Source organism: Streptomyces sp. NPDC058985 (assembly GCF_042740985.1).
In the GTDB taxonomy this organism is placed as follows: Bacteria; Actinomycetota; Actinomycetes; order Streptomycetales; family Streptomycetaceae; genus Streptomyces.
Genome location: NZ_JBHYJX010000008.1, coordinates 131,201 through 156,597, shown reverse-complemented (window position 1 = coordinate 156,597; position 25,397 = coordinate 131,201). Strand labels below are relative to the sequence as shown.

Below are 25,397 nucleotides of genomic sequence, written 5' to 3'. Positions count from 1 at the left end.
GGGGAGGGGGCGTCGGGAGCCGGAGTCAGTCGTCGAGGAAGTCGTGGGTGAGCGCGACGAGTTGTGTGGGGTCGGCGAACCAGTCCATGTGGCCCGCGTCCGGGATCTCCACCAGCCGGCTGCCGGTGATGCCCGCATGCAGGTGCCGGGAGCCCTCGACGGGGATCATGGCGTCGCCGCCGAAGCCGACGACCAGGGTGGGCGCGGTGACCGCGGGGAGCAGGTGCCTGATGTCGACCTGTCCGGCAAGGTCGATCTGGCGGACGATGCCGGCCGGCGGCCAGGGGTCGGCCAGCGACTGGGTCAGTCCGTCGTGGCCGAACAGGTCCAGTGTCGCGGCGCTGAAGCCGGTCAGTGCCGAGAACCGCTTGAGCAGTTCGCGGTCGGTGGCGAGCAGCTTGCGCCAGGTCTCGAAGTAGTAGCTGTCGCGTGGTCCGCCGGAGTGCGTCCAGCCGCCGACGAGGACGAGCCGGCGCACCAGGCCGGGGTGGGCGGCGGCGACCGCGGCGGCGGCGACAGCGCCGAGGGAGAAGCCGAGCAGGTCGACGGGGCCGTCGGAGGCGTCGCGTACGGCGGCCGTGACCTGGTCGGCGATCAGGTCGACGGTCAGCTCCGTACCGTCGTCCTCGGTCCGGCCGCTGCCGCTGAGGTTGGGCCGGACGACGGTACGGGTGTCGGCGAAGTGGCCCACGACGTTGCCGAATACCTTCTCGGCGTCGCCGCCGACGCCGTGCACCAGGGCGAGTCCGGGGCCGGGGCCCTGGCCGTCGACCTCGTAGTGGACGCGGGAGTTGCGGGCAGGGGTGAACGGCATGGCCGACTCCTTCGTTGAGCGCCGATTAAGTGAGTGCTAAGGTAAACGAGACTTTGGTGAGCGTCAATTAAATGAGCGCTCAGCTATCTAGGTTGACGGCAGAATGACGGCAGGACTGGAGGGCCCATGGCGGACGCGGTGGAGTCAGTGCTGGAGCAGTGGCAAAGGGAGTGCCCCGACCTCGATTTCACGCCGATCGGCGTCGTCGGCAGGGTCATGCGGCTGTCCCGGCTGTGGGACAAGGAGATCAAGGACTTCCTCGCCGGGCACGGCCTCGAACCGGGCGAGTTCGACATCCTGTCCACGCTGCGCCGCTCGGGGGAGCCCTACGAACTGACGGCGAAGACCTTCCTCAGGGCCTCGCTCGTCACCACCGGGGCGATCACCCTGCGGGTCGACCGCATGGCCGCCAAGGACCTGGTCACCCGCGTGCCCGACGCCACCGACCGACGCTCGGTCAAGATCCGCCTCACTCCGCACGGCCTGACGGTGATCGACCGGGTCCTCCCGCTCCACCTGGCCAACGAGGCTCGCCTGTTGGAGGGCCTCGCCCCCGAGGACCGCCAACGCCTCGCCACCGCACTCGCCGCGGTACTCGAATCCCACGGCGACACTCCCGCCCGCTGACTCCGAGTGGCGTGGCCGCGCAACATCTCCAGCCCTCACCGCTGTCCGGCGAGCGATGTGCGGAGGCGTGAAGCCGGCACCGGGGAGCTACTCGGCCGCCGGGCTGCCGGGCAGGCGCTCCAGTGCGGACGCCACGTCTGTGTGGCGGGCGACCTCCTACGGGGCGCGAGCCATGTGTGCGGCACGATGCCGGCTCATCGGGCAGTCCGGACGTGGGCGAAGGGTGTGGCTACGGGTGCGCCGGACCAGTGGGACGTCCAGTGCCTTCCCCAGTTTCTGGATCGCCGTTCCCGGGAGAGGGTGACCAGCGCTGACCAGTTGCTGAAAGCGGACCAGTTGCTGAAAGCGAACCGGCCTCACGGCCAGGGCCGGCTGTGCAGCTTTGCCAGCAGGCCGTACGCGTTCTCTTCGGCGGCGGCGACCTCGGCGGGGTCCAGTCCGGCGGGCCACAGTTCTCCGGCGGCCACGTCGTCGGCTTCGCGTAGCTCGACCACGGCCGTGGCGAGCTCCGCCTGGACGGTGGGTCGCGGTTTCGACGCCGCTGCGAGCGCCGACTCGGCACGTTGGGCAGACCTCCGGCAGGCGGCGAGGGCGCGTTCGGTCCGTAGGGCGGCGTGGTCGTGGACGACCAGCATCGCGCAGAGCAGGCCGACGACGATCCCCAGGAGGCTGCCCAGCAGCCGGTGGTGGACCAGTTCGCCTGCCGGTGCTGGTTCGGCGAGATCGCTGAGCAGCAGCGCGATGGGCGTGATGAACACGACCCCCAGGCCGTAGTTGCGCACCACGATGTACTCCAGCAGGAACTCCAGCACCACGATGACCAGGGCGAGCGCCACGGGAGTGGGATGCGTGGCCAGGACGGCGAGGGCGAGCAGCACTCCGAGGACCGTACCGACGGTGCGCTGCGCTGCTCGCTGGGCGGTGGTCCTCAGATTGACGGAGTGCAGTACGGCGGCCGCCGAGATGGCAGCCCAGTATCCGTGCTGCAGGTCCAGGAGCACGGCCAGCCCGCCGGCCGCCGCGGTGCCCAGGGCCATGCGGAGCGCGGGAATGGCGAGGACGACGAGACGATCCGGAATGCCGAGGCGCCGTAGGCCCAGCAGCTCGGCCGTACGCTTCGCGACGGGATCGACCGGTGGTGTCTGGTCGGGGACCGTCGCCGGCCTCCCTCGGCCTCGGTCTCCCGGCGCCGAGTGCCCCGAGTGCCCCGTGGGCCCCGTGGGCCCCGAGTGCCCCGTGGGCCCGGAAGGCTCCGGAGGCCACGGCAGCTCGGGCAGCAGCACGGGAGGCCTGCGCCGTCGGTCCGTCAGAAGACGAGCCTGCCGACGCAGGAGGAACGCGGTGCCGTCAGGGTCGGCGAGCCCATGGCGTGCCAAGCCGACCAGCAGTGACCAGGACAGGTGGCTGAGCCTTACGAAGGCCGAGGGGTGGCTCTGCGGCAACGATTCCGCGGCCGGTACGAGCCCGAGTGAGCGGTAGGCGTTGAGTACGGCGTGGGTCGCCACGTGCCGAGCCCGGCCCGCAGCAGCCCCGGACGGCGCGACCAGCAGGTCGGCCACGGCCCGCAGAGCCGCGGCCACGGCCAGTCGCTGCGGGCGGTCGGGGTGGATGAGCCGCCCTGACAGGCCGAGGGCCCAGGCCGCCGCGGCTCCCGCGGCGGCCAGTGCCGTCTGGGGGAGGACATCGGTCCAGGGCGATGGGTCGTTGGCCGCCACGGCGAACGAGAACAGCAGCATGACCGCCCCCAGCCCGCTCAGTTGTGTCGCGTCACAGGCCAGCTTCGCCAACCCGGCGACGACCGCGGTCACGGCAACCACGACCGCAGCGCCGGCCCCGCCCTCCCACGGCCGGGCCCAGACGCCCAGGACCGAACCGCAGCCCACGCATGCCGTCATGGCCACGGCGACGAAGGCGAGCGCGTGAGCGCGCCGTGCGTACGGCAGGTTGCGGCCGAACGTGGTCGTGAAGCCGCCCAGCATGGCGTACACCGCGAGGCCGGGGTGGCCTGCCAGGGTGAGGGGCAGGGCGAGCCAGCCCAGGGCCAGCGCCGAGCGCGCCGCGAAGAGAAGGGCACCGTCCGCGGCGTGCAGGGCGAAGACACCGTGGGGGGAGAGTGTGCGGACCGCGTCGGCCATGAAGCGCCTGAGGCCGTGCCGGGAAATCGTCCGAAGGACGCGACGAGGGGAGAGCATGCGCGGCGGGTCACCCGATCTGGTCGTGCAGCCGCCGAGTGCGAGGGACACCTCGATGTCCGACGATCGCGCCAGGTCCACCCGGCGCGGATCGGATGGGCAGGAGCACCTGGACCTCGGGGGAGGGGTGAACGGTTTCTTGGCAAGTCGAGCCCGGGCTCAGCCTTCGGCGGCCGCCTCCTGGAGGTCCTGGTGAGTGTGGTCCATCACCTCACCCAGGTCGTCCAGCGCGGGATCGAGTTCCTCCGCACGCGGCGCCACCCGTTGCAGGCAGTCGGTCGTCGCCAGCGCCAGATCGACCGCCTTCCCCTGCTGGCCGTCGCTCAGCAACTCCTCGACGGTGAAGGAGAGACCGGCCAACGTTTCGTCGTTGGTCTGCGGTAGCAGGTAGCCCTTGAGACCCGCCGGGTACGGCTCCCGCTCCCGGTACTCGCGCAGAGCGGCGACGACGGCGGGGTTCTCGCTGTACTGGTCGAGGAGTCCCATCAGGACGTACAGCCGGGCCACCAATCGCGGTAGACCGGGGTACTCGTCCAGCCAGGCGATGAGCTTGCGCTGACCGCCGAGGTCGTCGATGAATCGGGACATGGCCTCGGCGAGCTTGTTCGGCTCCGACCAGTGAGCCGGCAGCTCCCGGGCCACCTGCTGCGCCAGTTCCCGCTGACCGGCCGGTGAGAGCGTCCCGGCCCCGAAAGCAGTGATCAGCTCCTGATCCACGCCGAAACCGGCAGGCGCCGATCCGCCCTCAACGGCACGCGACGCGTCACGTCGGATGCGCAGCAGTTCATCGCCGATCTTGCCGAACGGCTTCTCCCTCATGGAGCCCTCCCGGTCCAGAGTGCGTACCCGACATCCTGGCTCCCGGCTCGGCCGGACGCGCGCCGGTGGCGACCATGTGGGCTAGGAGGCGTGCGCACGGTGCCTCGTCCGCACTGGGTCGCGTAGTACATGGAGGCGTATCGGGTGGCGTACATCAGGTGCATGGTGGCCCAGGCCATGAAGACACGCATCCCTTTAGTCTGCTATGTCCGGGTGTCCGGGTGTCCGGGTGGCCGGGATCGCTGACGTGCGACCCGTGCCGGGCTCAGCCCCAGGTCTGGCCGGCCGGTTCCTTGATGGTGCGATTGATCCTGTTGAAGAAGTTCGTCAGCGCGATCTCCAGGTTGATCGCGCCGATCTGCTCCTCGGTGAAGTGGGCGTCGGCCTCTTCCCAGATCTCGTCGGTGACTCCCTCCGCACCGTCCTGCAACCGGGTGGCGGCCTCGGCCAGCGCCAGTGCCGCACGCTCCGCGTCGGTGTAGAACGGCGCCTCCCGCCACGCCACGACGCTGTGCAGCCGCTCCTCGGTTTCACCGGCCTTCCTGCCCCCGGAGACACTGGCGTGGACGCACGCCGAGCAGCTGTTGATCTGGCTGACGCGCAGGTGGACCAGCGCGAGCAGCTTCGGGTCGACGCCCCCGGCTGCGATCGCCTTGTGCAGGTGTCCGATCGCCTTCCACACGTGGGGGTTGTCGGTGTTCTCGCTCTTCAGCCGGTTCTGCATGGCAGGGTGCTCTCCTTGGTCGGGGTTACCTTGCGGGGCTCGTGCCCGTCACCCCTGTGACGGAGCAGCTGCCAGGGAGGTAACACCATGTCCGGCGCCCATCCCGCCGATCCGATAGCCGTGGCCTTCGAGACGCACCGCGCCCGGCTCACGGCCGTCGCCCACCGCGTACTCGGCTCGCACGCCGACGCGGACGACGTGGTCCAGGAGGCGTGGCTGCGTCTGTCCCGCCAGGACGCCGGCGGCATCGACAATCTCGGCGGCTGGCTGACCACCGTGGTCGGCCGCATCAGCCTCGATCTCCTCCGCTCCGGCCGCACGCGCCCGACGGTGCCCCTCGACGACCGGCTGCCCGAACTCACCGTGACGCTCGACGACGGTTCGACTCCGGAAGAACTCGTGGCTCTGGGCGACTCGGTCGGTCTGGCGCTGTTGACGGTCCTGGACTCGCTGCGCCCCGACGAGCGCCTCGCGTTCGTGCTGCACGACGTGTTCGCCGTGCCCCACGGGGAGATCGGCACCATCCTCGGCAGGTCGGCCGACGCGACCAAGATGCTCACCAGTCGCGCCCGCCGCAAGGTGCGGGCCGCCCGGCGGTCGGTGAGCGACCGGCAGCAGCAACGCGAGCTGGTCGGGGCGTTCTTGGCCGCGGCCCGCGAGGGCCGGTTCGAGCGGCTGCTGGAAGTTCTCCATCCCGAGGTGGAGTTCACCGTCCGCGCCCCCGGCGGACGGTTCGTCACGATCGGAGCCACCGAGGTCGCCGGCCGAGCCCGAGTGGCCGGCGGTGCTGCACACGGACATGCCGTGACCGTCAACGGGCGACCCGGAGTCATCGCCTGGAACGAGGACGGCGTCCCGCTGTCCCTGCTCACGTTCACCGTCGCCGACGGCCGCATCACCGAGATCACCGCCGTCGTCGACCCGGCCGAACTCGCTCAGATGGACTTGCCGGACCTGGTGTGACCGGACGTGGTGGTTGGCGTGCTGGTTTGTCAGCGGGCCCGGTCCGCGTGAGCGGGGGCCGCTCACGTTCTAGTATGAAATGATGAAATGAGCTTTAAAGGCACATTTCCTCCGGTGGAGGAGGGCTGCACCGTGTCCGCCAGGTATCTGCCCGTCTCGGAACACGGGCTGATCGGAGACCTGCGCAGTGCTGCTCTCGTGGGGACGACCGGCACGATCGACTGGTACTGCTGCTCCCGATTCGACGCCCCCAGTGTGTTCGCCTCGATCCTCGACGCCGAGAAGGGAGGGAGCTTCGAGCTCGCGCCGGACGTGCCGGCCCGCACCAAGCAGTTCTACTTCCCCGACACCAATGTGCTCATCACCCGCTTCTTCGCGCACGACGGTGTGGCCGAGATCCAGGACTTCATGCCGATCGTCGACAACTCGCGTGAGGCCGACCGGCATCGGCTGATCCGCAGAGTGGTCTGCGTCCGCGGATCACTGCCCTTCCGGGCCGGCGTCTCACCACGGTTCGGGTACGCGACCGAGCCGCACACCATCCGCACCGAGCACGGCTGTCCGGTCTTCGAGTCTGCCTCGCTCTCCCTCGCCCTGACCTCCAGCGTGCCGGTGGAGCACGACGGCCGGGACGTGTGGTCGCTCTTCAAGCTCCACGAGGGCGAGAGTGCCGTCTTCGCACTCGACCGTGTCGGGGACAGCGTCGTCCCCCGGGCCTGCGCCGTGGCCGAGGCGGAGGAACTGTTCCAGGCCACCGTCCGGTACTGGCGGGGGTGGCTGTCCTCGTCGCGCTACCGCGGCCGCTGGCGCGAGATGGTGCACCGCTCCGCGCTGACGCTCAAGCTGCTCACCTACGTCCCGACCGGCGCCATGGTGGCGGCACCGACGACGAGCCTGCCCGAGCGGATCGGCGGCGAACGGAACTGGGACTACCGGTACGTGTGGATCCGCGACGCGGCCTTCTGCGTCTACGCGCTTCTGCGGCTCGGTTTCACCGAGGAGGCGCAGGCTTTCATGCGCTTCCTGACCGAGTACGCCCACCCCTCCGACTCCGGCAACGGCCCGTTGCAGATCATGTACGGCGTCGACGGTCGCCGGGATCTGGCCGAGCGCGAGCTGCCCGGTCTCGAGGGCCACCTGGGCTCTTCCCCCGTCCGCGTCGGCAACGAAGCGGTCGGCCAGCTGCAGCTCGACATATACGGCGCCCTGGTCGACTCGATCTACCTCTACGACAAGTGGGGAGAGCCGATATCCAGCGCCCACTGGGACACGGTCTGCGCCTTGGTCGACTGGGTCTGCGACAACTGGGACCAGCCGGACGAGGGCATCTGGGAGCCCCGCGGCGGACGCAGGAGCTACCTCTACTCGCGACTGATGTGCTGGGTGGCGATCGAGCGGGCGATGCGCCTGGCCAGGCGTCGCGGGCTGCCGGCCGACATCGCGCGCTGGAGCGGCACACGCGACGCCATCTACCGCCAGATCATGGACCGCGGCTGGTCGGCCGAACGGAAGGCGTTCCTCCAGCATTACGGCGGCAGCGTCCTCGATGCCTCCGTGCTGATGATGCCGCTGGCGAAGTTCATCTCCCCCACGGATCCGAAGTGGCTGTCGACGCTGGACGCACTGGGGGAGGAGCTGGTCGCCGACTCCCTGGTCTACCGGTACGACCCGCAGGCCGGCCCGGACGGGGTGCGGGGCGAGGAAGGGACGTTCTCGATCTGCTCCTTCTGGTACGTCGAGGCACTGAGCCGTGCCGGACGGCTGGAAGAGGCACAGCTGGCGTTCGAGAAGATGCTCACGTACGCGAACCATCTCGGGCTGTACGCGGAGGAAATCGGCCACACCGGCGAGCAGAACGGCAACTTTCCGCAGGCGTTCACCCATCTCGCCCTGATCAGCGCGGCATTCAACCTGGACCGGGCGCTGGGCTGAACCGCGCGGCATCGGCGAAGGACCGCCGACGGTCATGGCGGCCACCGCCCCGGTCGGATCCTGGTCCACGAGGCGAGGTCTCCCATGGTCATGCGCGCTCACGACGGCAGCGCCGGTGACGTCGGCCACGGCGCCACCGGATCCGGCCGCGCCCGCGCGCGCCGCCCGCATGGCCCGGGACCTCGCGGAGGCTCTCGGTGACACCGGCACCGTCCCCGACGCGTACTACGGCCGCCCCGAGATGCTCCTCGACCCCGGGGCGGGGCAAGCCTGCTCGGCGTGGAGCTTCATCGACGACCGCGCCCGCCGGGAGTCCGACTTCTCCCTGCGCCGTGTCCCGGGCTCCGGCGCCGGGGACGGTCATGTGATCCGGGGTAGCGTCCTCGGCATGGACTTTCCTACCACCGTTGAGCGGGCTCAACTCCTCAGGCAACTGCACGCCCAGTACCAGCCGTTGGTGCTGCCGACCGTCTGGGACGTGTGGTCCGCGCGGACGGCGGCCGGCGCGGGGTTCCCCGCGCTGACGATCGGCAGCCATCCGCTCGCCGGCTCCCGGGGGGCCGAAGACCGGGAGGGGCAGACGTTCGAGGAGGTGCTCGCCGCGGTCAGGCCGATCATCGCGGCGGTCGACGTCCCCGTGTCCGTGGACCTGGAGGCCGGTTACGGACAGGAGCCCGCGGACCTCATCGCCGGGCTCACCGAGGTCGGCGGCGTCGGTCTCAACCTCGAGGACACCGTCCACTCGGAGGGCGGACGCGTGCGCAGTACGCAGGAGCACGCGAGCTACATCGCCGGCCTGCGCGCGGCGGCCGACGACGCGGGGATCCCCGTCTGGGTCAACGGGCGTACCGACCTCTTCCTGCACGCGGAGGACGCGGCCGGCGTCCTCGACGAGGCGATCGGGCGGCTGCGGGCCCTGGAGCAGGCCGGCGCCGACAGTGTCTACCCGGTGCGTATCCAGGACGACGACGACCTGCTCGCGGCGGTGACCGGCGCGGTCTCCGTTCCCGTGAACTCCACGGCCCACCCGGTCAAGCACGACGTCGAACGCTTCCGTCGCCTCGGTGTCGGCCGGATCACGTACGGCCCGCTGCTGCAATCCGCGATGACGGACGCGATGAAGGACGTGCTCGGGCCGTGGACGCCCTGAAAGGCTGATCGAGCGACGGGCGCACCCCTGGAGAGGGGTGCCCCGAGCTCCAGCGGGAGGCCGGCCTACCTGAACGGCCGTACGCCCCTCAGCTGCGGTCGACCGCCATCTCACCCAGCAGCGACCAGTCGTCCTGGTCGAGCGACGCGTTCACGATGCGCGGCGTCCGGGCCAGGTAGCGCGGCAGCTGCTCCTGCGCGGCGCGGAAGTGCGCCGACTGGACGTGCGCCGCGCCCGCCTCGTCGTCGCGGAACGCCTCGACCAGGACGTACTCCGCGGGGTCCTCGACGCTGCGGGACCAGTCGAACCAGAGACAGCCGGGTTCCGCCCGGGTGGCCCGGGTGAAGTCGCCGGAGATCTCCGGCCACCGTTCCGCGTGCTCCGGAAGGACCTGGAACTTCGCGGTGATGAAAATCATGGGGCTCTCCCTCTGTCGTGCGGACGCGGGTCCTGCGGGACCGAGCAGGACCCGTCTCCGGATCACGGTACGAGGATCTGGGGTCAGGCGTCGGCCCGCGTCCGTCCCCGGCCCGCCAGCCGCGCCAGCGGCCGCCTCAGCAGCGGCCAGGCCAGCAGCAGCACGATCACCGCGTACACCGTGACCGCGAACGGCGTGTTGACCAGGCCCGTCACGCTGCCGTCGCTGATCTGCAGGGCGCGGCGCAGCTGCTGCTCGGCGTTCGGGCCGAGGATGACGCCGATGACGGCGGGCAGGACGGGCAGGCCGTAGCGCCGCATGCCGAAGCCGACCAGGCCGATGATCAGCAGGATCACCAGGTCGACGACCTCACCGCCGACGGCGTACGCGCCGACCGCCGCGAAGAACATGATCCCCGCGTAGAGGTACGGCCGCGGGATCCGCAGCAGCTTGGCCCACACGGGTGCCAGCGGCAGGTTGAGCGCGAGCAGCAGCACCATGCCGACGAAGAGGGACGCGATGAGGCCCCAGACCAGCTCGGGTTCGCGCTCGAAGAGGAGCGGGCCGGGCTGGATGCCGTACTGCTGGAAGGCGGCCAGCATGACCGCCGCGACCGCCGTCGTCGGCAGGCCCAGGGTCAGCATGGACACCAGCGTGCCCGCCGCCGAGGCCGACGCCGCGGACTCCGGTCCGGCCACGCCCTCGATGGCGCCCTTGCCCCACTCGTCCTTGTGCTTGGACAGGCGCTTCTCCGTGACGTAGGAGAGGAAGGTGGGTATCTCCGCACCGCCCGCCGGGATCGCGCCGAACGGGAAGCCGATGAAGGGGCCGCGCAGCCACGACTTCCAGGTGCGGCGGACATCCCCGCGGCCGAGCCAGGGGCGGCCCACCGGGATCGGCTCGGCAGCGCCGCGCCTCAGGTGCGCCGCCACCCACAGCGCCTCGCCGATCGCGAACAGACCGACCGCGACGATCACCACGTCGACGCCGTCGGCGAGTTGCAGCGAACCGAAGGTCAGCCGCTGCTGCCCCGTCATCTGGTCCAGGCCCACCAGGCCGATGGTCAGGCCGATCAGCAGCGAGGCCAGACCTCTGACGCGCGAGGACCCCAGCACCGACGTCACGGCGATGAACGCCAGCACCATGATGGCGAAGTAGTCCGGCGCACCGATGTCCACCGCCAGGTCGGCGACCGTCGGCGCCAGCGCCACCAGCAGGATCGTGCCGATCATGCCGCCCGCGAAGTGGCCGATGGCGGCGGCCGCCAGCGCCTGCGCACCACGCCCCGCCTTGGCCATGGGGTTGCCCTCCATGGCCGCCACCACCGCGGCGCTCTCGCCGGGGGTGTTCAGCAGGATGGAGGTGGTCGAACCGCCGAACATCGCGCCGTAGTAGATGCCGGCGAACATGATGAACGCCGCGACCGGGTCGAGGCCGTACGTCACCGGCAGCAGCAGCGCCACCGCCATCGCCGGGCCGATGCCGGGCAGGACACCGATCGCCGTGCCGAGCAGCACACCCAGGGCGGCCCACAGGAGGTTGAGCGGGGACAGGGCCGTGCCGAACCCGTCCATCAGGGAGTTGAGGGCGTTCATGTCAGAGCACTCCCATCAGCGGACCGCCGGGCAGCGGCACACCGAGCAGCTTGTCGAAGACGACGTAGGTGAGCAGGGACAGCGCCGCGGCGATCAGCGGGTCGCGGTCCACGCGCCGGCTGCCCAGGGCGAAGGCGGCGCCCCAGAAAAGCAGGGCTCCGGCGACCGGGAAGCCGGCCGGCTCGATGAGCGCGGCGGCGCCCAGGAAGATGCCGGCGAGCAGCAGCACCGTGCGCCAGTCCGCCGGTTCGGACAGGTCGACGTCCTCGCCGCCCTCGGCCTCGCCCCGGCCGCCGCGCAGGACGTCAACGGCGAGCAGCGCGGCGATCACCAGCAGGCCGATGCCTACCACGATCGGCACGGTCTTCGGGCCGACCGGACCACGCTGGGTGATGTCGACGTCCATGGTGAGGGCGTCGGTCAGGACGAGAACGCCCAGCGCCAGCAGCATGGCGCACACGCCGAGTTCGGAGTGGTCCCGCAGCCACGAGCGCCGCTCGGGCGCCGACGTGCCGGCCGCCTCCCGGGCGGGCTCGGGGGTGGGGACGGAATCGGTCGGTGTCGTCACAGTCCCAGCTCCTTCAGCACCGACACCACACGCTTGTCCTGGGCCTCCAGGAAGGTGCCGAACTTCTCACCGGTGAGGAACGCGTCGTCCCAGCCGTTCTTGTCCATCGACTCCCGCCACTCGGGCGAGTCGTGCAGCTTCTCGACCAGGCGCGTCAGCTTGTTCCGCTCCGCCTCCGAGAGGCCGGGCGGGGCGACGATGCCGCGCCAGTTGGTGAAGTCCACGTCGTAGCCGGACTCCTTCAGCGTCGGCGCGTCCCCGAGGTCGTCCACCCGCTCCGGGCCGGTCACCGCGAGCACCCTCAGCTCGCCCGCCTTGATCTGGTCCAGGTACTCGCCGACGCCGGAGACGCCGAAGCCGACCTTGTTGCCGAGGATCGAGGCGAGCAGCTCGCCGCCGCCGTCGAAGGGGATGTAGTTGACCGACTTCGGGGCGATCCCGGCGGCCTGCGCCATCAGCATCGGCGCGAGGTGGTCGGGCCCGCCGGGCGACGAGCCGCCGCCCACGGGGATCTTGCCCGGGTCCTTCTTCCAGGCGTCGATCAGCTCGTCGATCGTCCGGTACGGCGAGTCCTTGGCGACCACGACGACGTCCTGCTCCTCGGTGAGCCGCGCGATCGGCGTGGTGTCGGCGAGGGTCTTGGGCGCGTGGTTGGAGCGGGCGGCGCCGACGACGCCGAGGCCCATGGACATCGCCAGCTTGCCGTTGCCGTGTTCGCTCACCAGCCGGCTCAGGCCCACGGTGCCGCCCGCGCCGGGCAGGTTGAACACCTCGATGTTGTGCGTGAGCCCGGCGTCCTCGGCGTTCTTCGCGGCCGTGCGGGCGGTGATGTCGTAACCACCGCCGGGCGTGTTGGGAACCATGAAGCGCAGGCCGGGAATCTGCGTGCCGGAGTCGGAATCGCCGCCGGAGGAGAGCAGCGGCGGTCCCGCGAGCACGAGCACGGCGGCCCCGAGCAGGGCAAGGGGGGTGCGCAGGCGCACGTATGACACCACCTGTCGGTTGGGTAGATCGGTACGGGGAGCCCTGTGGGGAAGGGTGACGTGGGCCACATGGTGCCCGCGCTCCGGCGGCGTGTCTTCCTTGCGGAACCAAGGGAGGTTGTGGTCATTGCGGTCGCCGCTTCATTGCGAAGACGGCACATCCCTTTCCTTCGCCGCAGGTGGGCGCCATGATGGCGACCCGGCACACCCGCCCGCCCCCAGTCAGCCGAGCCCGCCCCAGTCAGCCGAGATCGAGTCCGCCGTGGCACCCACCTTCCGCCGTCAGACCCTCGCGGGCGAGATGCTGGTCCTCCAGCTCGCCATCGTCGTGGTGGTCCTGTGCGCGGTTGCCGCCGTCTCGCTCGCCCAGTCCCGCGCCACCTTCAACCGCGTCGAGGGCCGCCGGGTCACCGCGCTGGCCGAACAGCTGGCCGCCACGCCGCTGGTCCGCAGCCAGCTGCTGCGCCCCGTGCCCGAGGAGGCCCTCGCCCCGCTGGTCAACTCCACCCAGACCCAGTCCGGCGTCACCTCCGTCACGATCGCCGGCGCCGACGGCAGCGTCGTCAGCTCCACCGACCCCACGCTGATCGGCGGCCGGCTGCCGCGCGCCGAGGGCGCCGCCGCGGGGCGGGGCTGGTCGGGGCCCCTGACCCTGCGGGGCAGCCGTGAACGCGTCGCCCAGGTTCCGGTGCTCGGCGCCACCCGGGACACCCTGGGCCGGCACCTCGGCACGGTGATGGTCGGCGAGGCCGACCCGACGGTGTGGCAGCGACTGAGCGGCGCCTCCTCCTACCTCCTCGCCTACCTCGGCATCGCCAGCGGCCTCGGCGTGGCCGGCTCCTGGCTGCTGGCCCGGCGCGTCAAACGGCAGACGCTCGGCCTGGAGCCGCGCGAGATCGCGGGGCTCGCCGAGCACCGGGAGGCCATGCTGTACGGCATCGCCGAGGGCGTCGTCGCACTCGATCCGCAGCACCGGCTCACCCTGGTCAACGAGATGGGCCGGCGCCTGCTCGACCTCCCCGCCGACTGCGTCGGCCAGAGCCTGGACGGCCTCGGCATCGAGGGACGGCTGCGCGACGTACTGGGCGGGACCGCGCCGGACGCCGCCGAGCCCCGCGACGAGGTCGTCGTCCGGCACGGGCGGGTCCTGGTCATGAACCGCATGACCGTCACCAAGGACGGCCGCCCGCTGGGCTCGGTCACCACCCTGCGCGACCGCACCGAACTGGCCCGCCTGGAGCGGGAGATCGGCTCCTTCCGCAGCACCTCCGAGCTGCTGCGCGCCCAGGCCCACGAGTTCGCCAACCAGCTGCACACCATCTCCGGGCTCATCCAGATCGGCGAGCAGGACGAGGTGGTGCGCTACATCCGCGCGCTCAACCAGCGCCGCCAGTCCCTGGACGTCACGCTCAGCCGCCGGGTCCGCGACACCGCCGTCGCCGCGCTGATCACGGCCAAGTCCTCGCTCGCCGCCGAGCGCAGGGTCGCGCTGCGGGTCTCGGACCGCACGGCGCTGGACCGGCTCGTCCCGCAGGACGCCGCCGACGTGGCGACCGTCCTCGGCAACCTCGTCGACAACGCCGTGGACGCCGCGGCGGCGGGCGAGGACCACGACGCCTGGGTCGAGGTCGAGCTGCGGCAGGACGCCACGAGCGTCGAGATCGTGGTCCGCGACTCGGGGCCCGGCGTGGCGCCCGGACTGGCCCGCGAGGTCTTCTCCCACGGCTTCACCACCAAGGCCGCCCGGCAGGGCGAGCGCGGCATCGGCCTGGCGCTGACCCGGCTCGTCTGCGAACGTCACGGCGGTGAGATCTCGGTGACCAACACCCCCGAGGGGGCCAAGTTCACCGCACGCATGACCGTCAGCCACCTCACCGACGCGGTGGCGGAAGGAGCAACGCGATGACGGGCAGGAGCGGCACGTCCGACGCGACCGGTACGGCGGGGGCGCCGGCGTCCCCCCGCCCCGGCGCCGCGATCGGCGTGCTCGTGGTCGACGACGACTTCATGGTGGCCCGCGTCCACCGCGCCTTCGTCGGACGCGTCGAGCCCTTCCGGGTCGTCGGCGTCGCCGGCACCGGCGAGGAGGCGCTCGCCGCCGTCGCCGAACTCCGCCCCGACCTCGTCCTCCTCGACCTCTACCTGCCGGACGTCTTCGGCCTGGACGTCATCCCCAGGCTGCGCGCGGCCGGGCACGACTGCGACGTCATGGTCATCAGCGCGGCCCGGGAGGCGGACGCGGTGCGCGGCGCGGTCCGCCACGGCGTGGTCGACTACTTGCTCAAGCCGTTCGAGTTCGACGATCTGCGGGTCCGGCTGGAGCGCTACGCCGTCCAGCGCGGGCGGCTGCTCGGCACGGTGGTGCGCAGCCAGGCCGACGTCGACCGCGTCCTGGCGGGCGCGGTACCCGCCGCCGCACCGGCGCTGCCCAAGGGCATGAGCGTGGAGACCGCCGAGCTGGTCGAACGCACCCTCCGGGAGGCCGACGGCACGCTGTCCGCGAGCGAGTGCGCGGCACTGACCGGCGTCTCCCGGGTCAGCGCCCGCCGCTACCTCGAGCACTTCCACACCGTCGGCACCGCGGAGGTCTCGCTGCGCTACGGCGTGGCGGGCCGCCCGGAGCGCCGCTACCGCTTCCGGGGCGCGGTCACCGGCCTGGCGCTCCCGCCCGCAGCCCGTCCATGACGAGGTCGAGGAGCCGGGTGACCCTCGGCTGCCAGTCCTCGCTGGCGTCGACCTGCCAGAGGCCGCCGATGGCCAGGAAGAAGTCGTCCGCCGACACGCCGGGCCGGATGGTGCCGGCCTCGTCGTTCGCGCGGAGCAGGAGTTCGGTCGCCTCCGTGACCGGGGCGGGTTCCGGTTTCGCCGGGCTGCCCGGTGCGCTGGTGACCAGCCGGATGGCCTCCGCCAGACCGACCTTGGTCAGGGCGAACCGGGCGAGCCGGTCCATCCACTCGCGCAGCGCCCGGTCGGGTTCCCGGGTGGCCAGCAGTTCCCTCGCGGCGTCCGCCACCTGCTGCATCTCGTAGCGGTAGACCTCCAGGACCAGCGCCTCGCGGTGCGGGAAGTTGCGGTAGAACGTGCCCTGCCCGACGCCCGCCTTCTTGGCGATCGTGCTCAGCGGGGCGTTCGCGCAGCGCGTCAGCTCCTCCGTGGCGACGCGCAGGATGCGCTCGCGGTTGCGCTGCGCGTCGGAGCGCAGGGGCGCGTCCGTCCTGTCCTTCTTCGGCGGCGGCACTCCTCCTCCTTCCGGGTTCGTGGCCGAATCCCGTTCTTGCTAACCGGACAGCTGTCCGTTACGTTTGCGTTCTCAGCGAGCGGACAGTTGTCCGGTTGTGAGTCCACTCTAACGGCGATCGGGGCCGGCGAGACCGGCCGGAGGCCCCGGCCGCGAATGTCTTCCCGCCTGCAGCCCCGTTCATCCAGTCGTCGGACACCCAAGAAGCTGTCACCAGAGACCAGAGAAGGCTGATCATGGCCCCAGCACCTTCCTCTACGACCAGCGCCGTAACCCTGAACATCAACGGCGAGAAGCACCAGCTGACCGTCGACCACCGCACCACCCTGCTCGACGCCCTGCGCGAGCGGCTCGACCTCACCGGCACCAAGAAGGGCTGTGACCAGGGACAGTGCGGCGCCTGCACCGTCCTGGTCGACGGGCGCCGCGCCGTCTCCTGCCTGAACCTCGCCGTCGCCGCCGAGGGACGCGAGATCACCACCATCGAGGGCATGGCCGAGGGCGACCGGCTGCACCCGGTGCAGCAGGCCTTCCTCGACCTCGACGGCTACCAGTGCGGCTACTGCACCCCCGGCCAGATCTGCTCGGCGATCGCCGTCATCGAGGAGCACGCGGCCGGCTGGCCCAGCGCCGCCACCGACGACGTACGTCCCGAGGCCGGGCCGCCACCCCTGACACCGGACGAGATCCGCGAACGCATGAGCGGCAACCTGTGCCGCTGCGGCGCCTACGTCTCCATCGTCCAGGCCGTGACCCGCGCCGCCGAGGCGCACGAGGCCGCGGCCCGCGACGACGACCACGCCCCGACCGCGGAGGGGGCGGCGGCATGAGGCAGTTCGGATACCAGCGTGCCGACGACGTCTCCGGCGCGGTGGCGCTGCTCGCCGCCGACCCGGACGCCCGCTTCCTCGGCGGCGGCACCAACCTCGTCGACCTGATGAAGACCGGCGTCGAACGCCCCGCCCGCCTCGTCGACGTGCGCGAACTCCCGCTGGACGGCATCGAGCCGGCCGCGGACGGCGGCCTGCGCATCGGTGCCACCGTCACCAACAGCGACCTCGCCGCCCACCCCGAGGTGCGCCGGCGCTACCCCGCGCTGGCCCAGGCGGTCCTGGCCGGCGCCTCCGGCCAGCTGCGCAACATGGCCACCGTCGCCGGCAACCTGCTGCAGCGCACCCGCTGCGGCTACTTCGCCGACCTCAGCCGGCCCTGCAACAAGCGCGCCCCCGGCAGCGGTTGCCCCGCCGTCACGGGCGAGCACCACAACCACGCGATCCTCGGCGCCTCCGACCACTGCGTGGCCACGAACCCCTCCGACATGGGCGTGGCACTCGCGGCCTTCGACGCCGTCGTCACCTACGAGACCCTCGACGGCCCCGGCGAACTGCCGCTCGCCGACTTCTACCTCCCCGTCGGCGACACCCCCGACCGCGAGACCGCCCTGCCGCCCGGCGCGCTGATCACCGGCATCACCCTGCCGCCCGCCCCGGTCGCCGCCCACTCCCGCTACCGCAAGGTGCGTGAGCGTGCCTCGTACGCCTTCGCGATCGGCTCCGTCGCCGCCGCGCTCGACATCGAGGACGGCGTCGTGCGCGAGGCGCGGCTGGCCTTCGGCGCGGTGGCCTCGCGGCCCTGGCGGGCGCACGCGGCCGAGGCCGTGCTCACCGGCTCGCCCGCCGACGGCGAGACCTTCGCCGCCGCGGCCGACGCCGAACTCGCGGCCGCCAGGCCGCTGCCCGACAACGGATACAAGGTGACCCTCATGCGCAACCTCGTGGTGGCCGTGCTCACCGAACTCAGCGAGGAGGCCGCCCGATGACCACCGCCACGACCGGCGGCCGTACGACGCTCAGGGGCGTCGTCGGCACCTCGCGCACCCGCGTCGAGGGCCACGAGAAGGTCACCGGGGCCGCCCGCTACGCCGGTGAGATCCCCTTCGCCGACCTCGCGCACGGCTGGCTGGTGCTCTCCACCGTCGCCCGCGGCCGCGTCCGCTCGGTCGACACCGAGCCCGTCCTCGCCATGCCCGGCGTCCTCGCCGTCCTGCACCACGGCAACGCGCCGCGCCTCGAAACCGACTACGTCGGCCTGCTCGGCATCCGGCCGGACCCGACCGCCGCCGTCTTCCAGAACGACCGGGTGCCGCACCTGGGCTGGCCGGTCGCCCTCGTCGTCGCCGAGAACTCCGAGCAGGCCCGCGAGGCCGCCGAGGCCCTGGTCGTCGCCTACGACGAGGAACCCCACGACACCCGGCTCACCGGCGCCCACCCCGATGCCTACCCGGCCGCCGGGGTGATGCCCGCCGAGACCGAGAAGGGCGACCTCGACGCCGGCCTCGCCGAGTCCCCCTTCGTGGTGGACGAGGAGTACACCACCCCCGAAGAGCACCACAGCATGATGGAGCCGCACGCCGCCACGGCCCTGTGGGACGGCGGACGGCTGGAGGTCGTCGACTCCAACCAGGGCACCACCTGGATCCAGGGCGAGCTGGCCAAGATGTTCTCCCTGGACGAGTCCGCGGTGCGGGTGCGCTCCGAGCACATCGGCGGCGGCTTCGGCAGCAAGGGCCTGCGCGCCCACCAGGTGTCCGCCGTGATGGCCGCGACCGTCCTCCAGCGCCCGGTGCGCGTCGTCATGACCCGGCGTCAGATGTTCACGCTGGCCGGCTACCGCAGCCCCACCGCCCAGCGGGTCAGGCTCGGCGCCGGCCCCGACGGGCGGCTGCGCGCCCTGGACCACCGCTCGGTGAGCCAGACGTCCACCGTCTACGAGTTCGTCGAGCCCAGCGCGGGCGTGGCCCGGGTCATGTACGACGCCGAGGCACACCGCACGGCCAACGAGGTGGTCCGCCTCGACGTGCCCTCCCCGACGTTCATGCGCGCACCGGGCGAGGCGCCGGGGTCCTTCGCGATCGAGTCGGCGCTCGACGAACTCGCCGAGCGCTGCGGCGTCGACCCGGTCGAACTGCGCCTGCGCAACGAACCCGAGACCGGCCCGGTCTCCGGCCTGCCGTTCAGCAGCCGCAATCTGGAGGCCTGCTTCCGCGAGGGCGCCCGCCGCTTCGGCTGGGCCGAGCGGGACCCGCGTCCCGGAGTGCGCCGCGACGGGCGCTGGCTGCTGGGCACCGGCACGGCGGCGGCCTCCTTCGGAGCGGGCGCCGCCCCCTCCACGGCTCTCCTCACCGCCGAGGCCGACGGCGGCTTCACGGTACGGATCTCCGCCGCCGACATCGGCACCGGCGCCCGCACCGCGCTCACGATGATCGCCGCCGACGCACTGGAGGTGGCGCCCGACCGGGTCCGCGTCCGGATCGGCGACAGCGACTTCGGGCCCGCCATGATCGCGGGCGGTTCGATGGGCACCCGCTCCTGGGCCTGGGCGGTCACGGAGGCGGCCCGAGAACTGCGCGAGCGGCTGGCGCTGGGCACCACGGTCCCGCCCGAGGGCATCACCGTACGGTCCGACACCAGCGCCGCCCTGGGCAGCCTCGCCAAGAAGGAACGGCACTCCTACGGCGCCCAGTTCGCCGAGGTCGCCGTGGACACCGCCACCGGCGAGGTGCGGGTGCGCCGCATGCTGGGCATCTTCGCGGCGGGCCGGATCGTCAACCCGCTCACCGCCCGCAACCAGCTGGTCGGCGGCATGGTCTGGGGCGTCTCCATGGCCCTGCACGAGGAGGCGGTACGGGACCGCGCGAGCGGTGGCCTCTACGCCCCCGACCTCGCCGGTTACCACGTCGCCACGCACGCCGACATCGGCGACATCGACGCGGACTGGGTGGACGACTCCGACCCGGAGGACCCGGTGGGCATCAAGGGCGTCGGCGAGATCGGCATCGTGGGCGCGGCGGCGGCCGTCGCCAACGCCGTCTGGCACGCGACCGGCGTCCGCCACCGGAACCTGCCGATCCGGCCGGACCGCGTCCTGTCGGCGGCGACCGCGAGCGGGGGAGCGGCCGGCCCGGGCGGAGGAGCGGCGGATGCTTGACATCGCCGCCGAACTGAACCGCTGGCTCGACGAGGGCCGGGAGTTCGCCGTCGCCACGGTGGTCTCCGTGGGGGGCAGCGCACCGCGCGGTCCCGGCGCCGCACTCGCCGTGGACAGCGAGGGCACGGCGATCGGCTCGGTCTCCGGCGGCTGTGTGGAGGGCGCGGTGTACGAGCTGTGCTCCGACGCCCTGCGCAGCGGCGAGACCGTGCGGGAACGGTTCGGCTACAGCGACGAGGACGCCTTCGCGGTCGGGCTGACCTGCGGCGGGGTCATCGACATGATGGTCACTCCGGTCGGTGCGGACGCGCCGTCGCGGGAGCTGTTCCGGGCGGCGCTGGCGAGTGCCGCCCGGGGCGGGACCGCCGCCCTCGCCCGGGTCGTCCAGGGCCCGTCCGACCTTCTGGGCCGGGCCCTGCTCGTCCACCCCGACGGTACGTACGACGGCGGTCTGGGCGGTCACCCGGACCTGGACCGCACGGCGGCGGCCGAGGCCCGTGCCCTGCTGGACAACGGCCGCACCGGCACGGTGGGCCTCTCGGAGGACGGCTCGCACTGCCCCGGCGGGCTCACCCTGCTCGTCGAGTCCAGCGTGCCGCCGCCCCGCATGATCGTCTTCGGGGCGATCGACTTCGCCGCGGCGCTCGTGCGGGCGGGGAAGTTCCTCGGATACCACGTCACCGTCTGCGACGCCCGGCCCGTCTTCGCCACGCCGGCGCGTTTCCCCGCGGCCGACGAGGTCGTCGTCGACTGGCCGCACCGCTACCTGCGGAGCACCTCCACCGACGCGCGGACCGTGCTGTGCGTGCTCACCCACGATGCCAAGTTCGACGTGCCCCTGCTGACGGAGGCACTGCGGATGCCGGTCGCGTTCGTCGGCGCGATGGGCTCGCGCCGCACCCACCGGGACCGGGACCGGCGCCTGCGCGAGGCCGGCCTGACCGAGCACGAGCTGTCCCGGCTCCGCTCACCGATCGGCCTGGACCTCGGCGCACGCACCCCCGAGGAGACGGCGCTCTCCATCGCGGCGGAGATCGTCGCCGCCCGGCGCGGCGGTACGGGCGAACCCCTGACGGGCGGAGCGACCCCGATCCACCGGGACCTCACGGGGACGGCCGCCTGAGCCCGGCGGGGCCGGTACGGACGCCCCGGGAGCCGGCGGCGCAGGCCGCGGCACCTTCGCATCACGGCCTTGGCACAGGCCCCGGTATTGCTCCGCCCGTCCTCCGCGCCGGCGGCGTGCGCCCTCGCGAGGCCGCGCGGCGGAAGCGCAGAGGACTGGGCGAGCGGCACGTCAGGGGTGTGCGGGCCACGGTGCCCGAGGCGCCGGCGTCATCCGCCTGGACGGGGGCGTGCCACGCGCGTCCGTGTGCGGGTGCCGGAGCGGTCACGCCACGTCACGTCACGGCACGGGCGCCGGTACCGGCCCGCGCCGTCCGGCTCCGCCCGGCTCCGATGCCGGTGGCGGCGTCCGCACCGGGGATCCCGTGCTCGCCCAGCGGCCCCACCTCCAGCCCCGTCGTGCGGCAGTCCCGCACGAGGTCCGGCAGGGCGCCGAGCGCGGTCCGCCAGCTGCCCGCGGCGGAGGCGTGGTCGGTGTCGTGGAGAAGGATCGTGCCGCCTCCGCCCAGGTCCGCCGCGACGGTGGCCCGCACCGACGCGGGTGTGGCGTCCGGCCGCCAGTCCTTTCCCCAGGCGGTCCACAGCACCGGCCGCAGCCCGGCCCCGCGGGCGGCGGCCCAGCGCCCCGAGCTGAGGATGCCGTACGGCGGGCGATACCAGAACGGTGCCCGCCCCGCGGCCTCGCCCACCACATGGGCGGCCCGCAGCAACTCGCGCGCGTCCCGGCCCGGCGACGGCAGCCAGGGACGGTCGTGGGCCCAGCCGTGGACCGCGAGTTCGTGCCCCCGCCGGGCCAGCTCCCGGGCCGTCGCCGGGTGGCGTACGACGTTCTCGCCGAGCAGGAAGAACGTGGCGCGCACCCCGAGTCCGTCCAGTACGTCGAGGAAGCGCGGCGTGGTCACCGGATCGGGGCCGTCGTCGAAGGTGAGGGCGACGTGACCGGGGCGGCCCTGCCCCGCCAGGCCCGGGAACCGGCGCCGGCGCAGCTCCGGCAGCCAGGTCACGGCCGGACCGATGTGGGCCAGCGCGACGACGGCGGGCGCCACGGCGCAGACCGCCCGCCCGGTGTGAAACCCCTGACGCATCCCTGGTGCCTCCCGTCCGCTCGCCGCAACTCATGCCCCCCGGTGTTCCCCTTCCCGCCGCCCGGGCCCGTCCCGAGCCGCCGGCGCCGTGTCCCACGCCCCGTGGACCGACGGCGCCCGCGCCAGCCCGACACTGCCGAGGCCGATCAGCGCGACACCGATCAGCTCGGGCAGCACCCGCACGCCGAGGACGATCTCCTCGCCGAACAGACCCCACCCGAGGGCGACGCTGGTCAGCGCGTCGCCGAGGGTCAGGGCCGGCTGCGACGCGGCCAGCGTCCCCGCCCGCAGGGCGCTCTGCAACAGCAGGAAGCTGACCACACCGACCGCCGCGGTGGCGTACGGCGGCCACTGGGACAGCACCGCGCCCACTCCCTGGGGCAGCCGCCCCGTGACCTCCTTCAGCAGCGCCGCCGTACCGCCGAACCCCACTGCGGCCGCCGATCCGAACAGCGCGGCCCGGGGCGCGCCCCGCACCAGGCTGCCCGCCGAGGCGAGCGCCGTCACCAGGACGAACAGCGCCAGCCCCGCCCAGCCCCACCGGCCCTCGACGGCGGTGTCCTCACCGGCGGAGGGAGCCGCCGCGCCCAGGAACAGCGCGAGTCCCAGGGCCAGGGCCACGAAGGCCACCCACGTCCGCGCATCGGGACGCCGGTGGAAGACCACGCTGCCGACCATCAGGGTGAACAGCAACTCGCTGGCCATCAGCGGCTGGACGACGGCCAGACTGCCCACCGCCAGCGCGGCCGCCTGCAGGACCGTCGTCACCGCCAGCAGCGCCGCGCCCGCCACCCAGTACCGGTCGCGCACCAGCCGCAGCAGTGAGCGCACCACCGTGTGCCTGGCGCCCGCCCGCTCCTCGTCCTGCGCCGCGGCCCGCCGCTGCAACACCGACGCCGCAGCGTTGGCCAGCGCCGCGAACAGGGCCAGGACGACGGTGAGGACACTCACCGCCGCGCGTTCCCGCTCATCCGAACCGCGCCGCCAGACGCCGGTACAGCCCCGGAGCCGCGCCCCGCACCCGGCACGGCAGCCGCAGCCAGGCGGGTACGTACACCTCGTCCCGGCCCCGCCGCACCGCGTCGCGCACCGCGTCGGCCACCCGCTCGGGAGGCACGGGGCGCGGCCTGGAGCGCCGGTAGGGAGCCCCGCGCCGCTCGAAGAACGGCGTGTCCACGACCCCGGGCACCACATGGGTGACGCCCACGCCGGTGCCCCGCAACTCGTAGCGCAGCGCGTCGGCGAAGGCGCCGATCGCGGCCTTGGCGGCGGAGTACACGGCTTCGTCGCGGACCGCCACACTGCCGGCCAGCGAGCCGATGAGCACCACCCGGCCCGAGCCCGCGGCCACCATCCCCGGCAGCACCAGCCGCACCAGCCGCAGCGTGGCCAGCACGTTGATGTCGAGCACGTCGTCGACCGTGTGCGGGGGCATGTCCAGGAACTCCCCGGCCCAGCCCACCCCGGCACCCGCCACCAGCAGGTCCACGTGACCCACCGTGGCCAGGGTGAAGTCGGTCAGCTGCCGGTCGGCCCCGGGCAGGGTGAGGTCCGCGGCGAACGCGGTGGCCGACGCGTCGTCGGCCACCTCCCGCAGCCGCACCGGGTCACGCCCGGTGAGCACCAGCCGCCAGCCGTCCTCGTCAGCCAGCCGGCGGGCCACGGCCGCGCCGATGCCGGAGGACGCCCCCGTCACCAGCGCCGTCCGGGTCCGCGTGTCCGGGACGCCCGCGGGCTGCCGCCGGGTGCTCGCACGGTCCGCGTCGGGGGTGACGGCCCGCGGTCCGGGGGCGGACCGGGGGCGGGAGAACGCATGGACCATGGGGACCACCTTGGCTCGGGGCGGACACCGGAGGCGTGCGACCGGGCGGTCGGGCTCCGGCGGCCGGCCGGACGGGCGGTCACGGAGTATCCCTGTCAGCCTGCCCGAAACGCACCCATGTGGGGTGGTTTGGAACATGTCGGGTGGGCAACTTGGTCCGCCGTGCATCCTCGCAGTTCATCGGCCGGCCCCCCGACGGGCTCCCCGGTGCCCCGGCCGGCAGCACCGCCCACCACGCGGGAGCGCTGCCGTCTGCTGGTGGTCAGCGCGAGCATGGGCGCCGGCCACGACACCGTCGCCGCCGAACTGGTCCGCCGCGCCCGCGAGCGCGGCGGCGACGCCCTGGTCGTCGACATCCTCGCGCTCCTGCCCTACGGCCTCGGCGGCGCCCTGCGGCGCTGCTACCGCGGGTCGGTACGCCACTTCCCCTGGCTCTACGCCGCGGTCCACCGCATCTTCCTGCGCCCCGGCGCGGGACGCCGCCCCGGCGGCACGCCCCTGGCCCGGCTGGCCGGCGGCCGGCTGCGCGAGCTGGCCGAGCGGTCCGGCGCGGACGTGGTCGTCCCCGTGTTCCACCTCGGCGCCCAGCTGACCGGGCACCTGCGCGCCCGCGGTCTGCTGCCGGTGCCCAGCGTCGTCCTCGTGATCGACTTCGCCGTCCACCGGCAGTGGCTGCACCCCGGCAACGACCACTGCCTGTGTCTCACCGAGGACGCGGCACGCGAGGCGCGCGAGAGCACGGGTGGCTCCGCGGGGACCTGCGGTCCCGTGGTGGCCCCGGAGTTCTTCACCGAGGCCCCCGGTGCGGCCGGGTGGCGGGCGCTGTTCGACCGGCTCGGTCCCGGGCGGACCCCCGTCGTGGTGTCCGCCGGCGCCTGGGGTGTCGGCACCCACCTGGACGGCACCGTCCGGCTCCTCGCGGCCCACGGCTTCCTGCCGGTCGTGCTCTGCGGCGGCAACCAGCGGCTGCGCCGCACTCTGTCCGGCACCCCGGGCGTCGTCGCCCTGGGCTGGGTGACCGACATGCCCGGCCTGCTGCACGCCGCCGGCGCCCTGATCGACAACGCGGCCGGCCAGACGGCCGTACAAGCGCTCGCCGCCGGACTGCCGGTCGTGGGGTACCGCCCGATACCGGGCCACGGCGCGGACGGTGTCCGGCGGATGGCCGCGCTGGCCGTGTCGGAGGTCGCCGGGGACGACACCGCGCTGCTCGGCGCGGTACGCCGGCTCACCGCCCCGGGGCCGGCCCGCCGCGAGCGGATCGCCGCCGGACGCGCGCTGTTCGGGGACGACGCCCTGACCCGGGTGACCGACCTCGCCGCCGCCGTGCGCGCCCGCGGCTGAGCACGGGCACGGGC

Annotated in this window: 23 protein-coding genes; 11 read left to right on the top strand and 12 right to left on the bottom strand. The window is 73.0% G+C overall.

The annotated features are described in order from the left end of the window. Positions 1 to 25: 25 nt before the first annotated feature. Complete coding sequence (locus tag ACFW01_RS10065; protein ID WP_384502853.1) at positions 26 to 814, bottom strand: alpha/beta fold hydrolase; 789 nt, start codon at positions 812 to 814, stop codon at positions 26 to 28. 126 nt (positions 815 to 940) lie between these two features. On the opposite strand from ACFW01_RS10065, the gene ACFW01_RS10060 reads away from it, so the two are divergent. Beyond that, on the top strand, positions 941 to 1,441 hold the full coding sequence (locus ACFW01_RS10060; protein ID WP_234957442.1) for a MarR family transcriptional regulator: 501 nt from the start codon (positions 941 to 943) through the stop codon (positions 1,439 to 1,441). A 356-nt stretch (positions 1,442 to 1,797) separates the two neighbouring features. Here ACFW01_RS10060 and ACFW01_RS10055 read toward each other — a convergent pair whose 3' ends face one another. The 3 genes from ACFW01_RS10055 to ACFW01_RS10045 all read right to left on the bottom strand — a co-directional run bounded on the left by ACFW01_RS10055 (position 1,798) and on the right by ACFW01_RS10045 (position 5,176). Next, positions 1,798 to 3,576: an FUSC family protein gene (locus ACFW01_RS10055; RefSeq protein ID WP_384502850.1), complete on the bottom strand. Its 1,779-nt coding sequence runs from the start codon at positions 3,574 to 3,576 to the stop codon at positions 1,798 to 1,800. A 216-nt stretch (positions 3,577 to 3,792) separates the two neighbouring features. Then, entirely contained in the window at positions 3,793 to 4,452 is a 660-nt protein-coding gene (locus ACFW01_RS10050) for a hypothetical protein (RefSeq protein WP_234957440.1), read from the bottom strand. Between the two features lie 265 nt (positions 4,453 to 4,717). Beyond that, entirely contained in the window at positions 4,718 to 5,176 is a 459-nt protein-coding gene (locus ACFW01_RS10045) for a carboxymuconolactone decarboxylase family protein (protein ID WP_384502848.1), read from the bottom strand. A gap of 87 nt (positions 5,177 to 5,263) precedes the next feature. Between ACFW01_RS10045 and ACFW01_RS10040 the strand changes: the two genes are divergently transcribed. The 3 genes from ACFW01_RS10040 to ACFW01_RS10030 all read left to right on the top strand — a co-directional run bounded on the left by ACFW01_RS10040 (position 5,264) and on the right by ACFW01_RS10030 (position 9,221). Next, positions 5,264 to 6,139, top strand: a complete 876-nt coding sequence (locus ACFW01_RS10040) for a sigma-70 family RNA polymerase sigma factor (protein WP_384502846.1) — start codon at positions 5,264 to 5,266, stop codon at positions 6,137 to 6,139. An 87-nt stretch (positions 6,140 to 6,226) separates the two neighbouring features. Then, positions 6,227 to 8,071 (top strand): glycoside hydrolase family 15 protein, encoded by a 1,845-nt coding sequence (locus tag ACFW01_RS10035; RefSeq protein WP_384502844.1) that lies wholly within the window; start codon positions 6,227 to 6,229, stop codon positions 8,069 to 8,071. Between the two features lie 388 nt (positions 8,072 to 8,459). Beyond that, positions 8,460 to 9,221 carry an isocitrate lyase/phosphoenolpyruvate mutase family protein gene (locus tag ACFW01_RS10030; RefSeq protein ID WP_384502983.1) on the top strand — a complete coding sequence of 254 codons (762 nt, stop codon included), beginning with the start codon at positions 8,460 to 8,462 and terminating at the stop codon, positions 9,219 to 9,221. Between the two features lie 88 nt (positions 9,222 to 9,309). Here the strand turns inward: ACFW01_RS10030 and ACFW01_RS10025 are convergent, their stop codons facing one another. The 4 genes from ACFW01_RS10025 to ACFW01_RS10010 all read right to left on the bottom strand — a co-directional run bounded on the left by ACFW01_RS10025 (position 9,310) and on the right by ACFW01_RS10010 (position 12,785). Then, positions 9,310 to 9,639: a putative quinol monooxygenase gene (locus ACFW01_RS10025; RefSeq protein WP_234957436.1), complete on the bottom strand. Its 330-nt coding sequence runs from the start codon at positions 9,637 to 9,639 to the stop codon at positions 9,310 to 9,312. An 83-nt stretch (positions 9,640 to 9,722) separates the two neighbouring features. Further along, positions 9,723 to 11,234, bottom strand: coding sequence for a tripartite tricarboxylate transporter permease (locus ACFW01_RS10020; protein WP_161328231.1), 1,512 nt, complete (start codon positions 11,232 to 11,234; stop codon positions 9,723 to 9,725). A 1-nt stretch (position 11,235) separates the two neighbouring features. Then, positions 11,236 to 11,802 carry a tripartite tricarboxylate transporter TctB family protein gene (locus ACFW01_RS10015; protein ID WP_384502841.1) on the bottom strand — a complete coding sequence of 189 codons (567 nt, stop codon included), beginning with the start codon at positions 11,800 to 11,802 and terminating at the stop codon, positions 11,236 to 11,238. After that, positions 11,799 to 12,785, bottom strand: coding sequence for a tripartite tricarboxylate transporter substrate binding protein (locus ACFW01_RS10010; RefSeq protein WP_234957435.1), 987 nt, complete (start codon positions 12,783 to 12,785; stop codon positions 11,799 to 11,801). The genes ACFW01_RS10015 and ACFW01_RS10010 overlap by 4 nt, the downstream gene beginning before the upstream one ends. Positions 12,786 to 13,047: 262 nt before the next feature. On the opposite strand from ACFW01_RS10010, the gene ACFW01_RS10005 reads away from it, so the two are divergent. Next, positions 13,048 to 14,691 (top strand): ATP-binding protein, encoded by a 1,644-nt coding sequence (locus tag ACFW01_RS10005; RefSeq protein ID WP_384502839.1) that lies wholly within the window; start codon positions 13,048 to 13,050, stop codon positions 14,689 to 14,691. Further along, a complete protein-coding gene (locus tag ACFW01_RS10000) occupies positions 14,688 to 15,470 on the top strand; it encodes a response regulator (protein WP_384502837.1) in 783 nt (260 codons plus the stop codon). The genes ACFW01_RS10005 and ACFW01_RS10000 overlap by 4 nt, the downstream gene beginning before the upstream one ends. On the opposite strand, the gene ACFW01_RS09995 is transcribed toward ACFW01_RS10000, so the two are convergent. Further along, a complete protein-coding gene (locus ACFW01_RS09995) occupies positions 15,433 to 16,023 on the bottom strand; it encodes a TetR/AcrR family transcriptional regulator (RefSeq protein ID WP_234957432.1) in 591 nt (196 codons plus the stop codon). The two genes, ACFW01_RS10000 and ACFW01_RS09995, sit on opposite strands and share 38 nt — an antisense overlap. Positions 16,024 to 16,259: 236 nt before the next feature. Here ACFW01_RS09995 and ACFW01_RS09990 point away from each other — a divergent pair, with 236 nt between their 5' ends. Genes ACFW01_RS09990 through ACFW01_RS09975 form a run of 4 tightly spaced genes read left to right on the top strand, consistent with a single transcriptional unit; the run spans position 16,260 to position 21,133 of the window. Further along, entirely contained in the window at positions 16,260 to 16,853 is a 594-nt protein-coding gene (locus ACFW01_RS09990) for a 2Fe-2S iron-sulfur cluster-binding protein (protein WP_355828381.1), read from the top strand. After that, positions 16,850 to 17,842 (top strand): FAD binding domain-containing protein, encoded by a 993-nt coding sequence (locus ACFW01_RS09985; protein WP_384502835.1) that lies wholly within the window; start codon positions 16,850 to 16,852, stop codon positions 17,840 to 17,842. The genes ACFW01_RS09990 and ACFW01_RS09985 overlap by 4 nt, the downstream gene beginning before the upstream one ends. Then, a complete protein-coding gene (locus tag ACFW01_RS09980) occupies positions 17,839 to 20,010 on the top strand; it encodes a xanthine dehydrogenase family protein molybdopterin-binding subunit (RefSeq protein ID WP_384502833.1) in 2,172 nt (723 codons plus the stop codon). Before ACFW01_RS09985 ends, ACFW01_RS09980 begins: the two co-directional genes overlap by 4 nt. Beyond that, the gene (locus ACFW01_RS09975; protein ID WP_234957428.1) at positions 20,003 to 21,133 is read left to right on the top strand and encodes an XdhC/CoxI family protein; all 1,131 of its coding nucleotides are present in this window, start codon (positions 20,003 to 20,005) and stop codon (positions 21,131 to 21,133) included. Before ACFW01_RS09980 ends, ACFW01_RS09975 begins: the two co-directional genes overlap by 8 nt. Before the next feature lie 274 nt (positions 21,134 to 21,407). Here the strand turns inward: ACFW01_RS09975 and ACFW01_RS09970 are convergent, their stop codons facing one another. From ACFW01_RS09970 to ACFW01_RS09960, 3 genes are read right to left on the bottom strand one after another with little or no spacing between them, the layout of a single operon-like run. Continuing rightward, positions 21,408 to 22,217, bottom strand: coding sequence for a polysaccharide deacetylase family protein (locus tag ACFW01_RS09970; protein ID WP_384502831.1), 810 nt, complete (start codon positions 22,215 to 22,217; stop codon positions 21,408 to 21,410). 30 nt (positions 22,218 to 22,247) lie between these two features. Next, a complete protein-coding gene (locus ACFW01_RS09965) occupies positions 22,248 to 23,168 on the bottom strand; it encodes a DMT family transporter (RefSeq protein ID WP_234957426.1) in 921 nt (306 codons plus the stop codon). Positions 23,169 to 23,184: 16 nt separating this feature from the next. Continuing rightward, entirely contained in the window at positions 23,185 to 24,039 is an 855-nt protein-coding gene (locus tag ACFW01_RS09960) for an SDR family NAD(P)-dependent oxidoreductase (RefSeq protein WP_384502829.1), read from the bottom strand. A 273-nt stretch (positions 24,040 to 24,312) separates the two neighbouring features. Between ACFW01_RS09960 and ACFW01_RS09955 the strand changes: the two genes are divergently transcribed. Next, a complete protein-coding gene (locus ACFW01_RS09955) occupies positions 24,313 to 25,383 on the top strand; it encodes a galactosyldiacylglycerol synthase (protein WP_384502981.1) in 1,071 nt (356 codons plus the stop codon). Positions 25,384 to 25,397 lie beyond the last annotated feature (14 nt).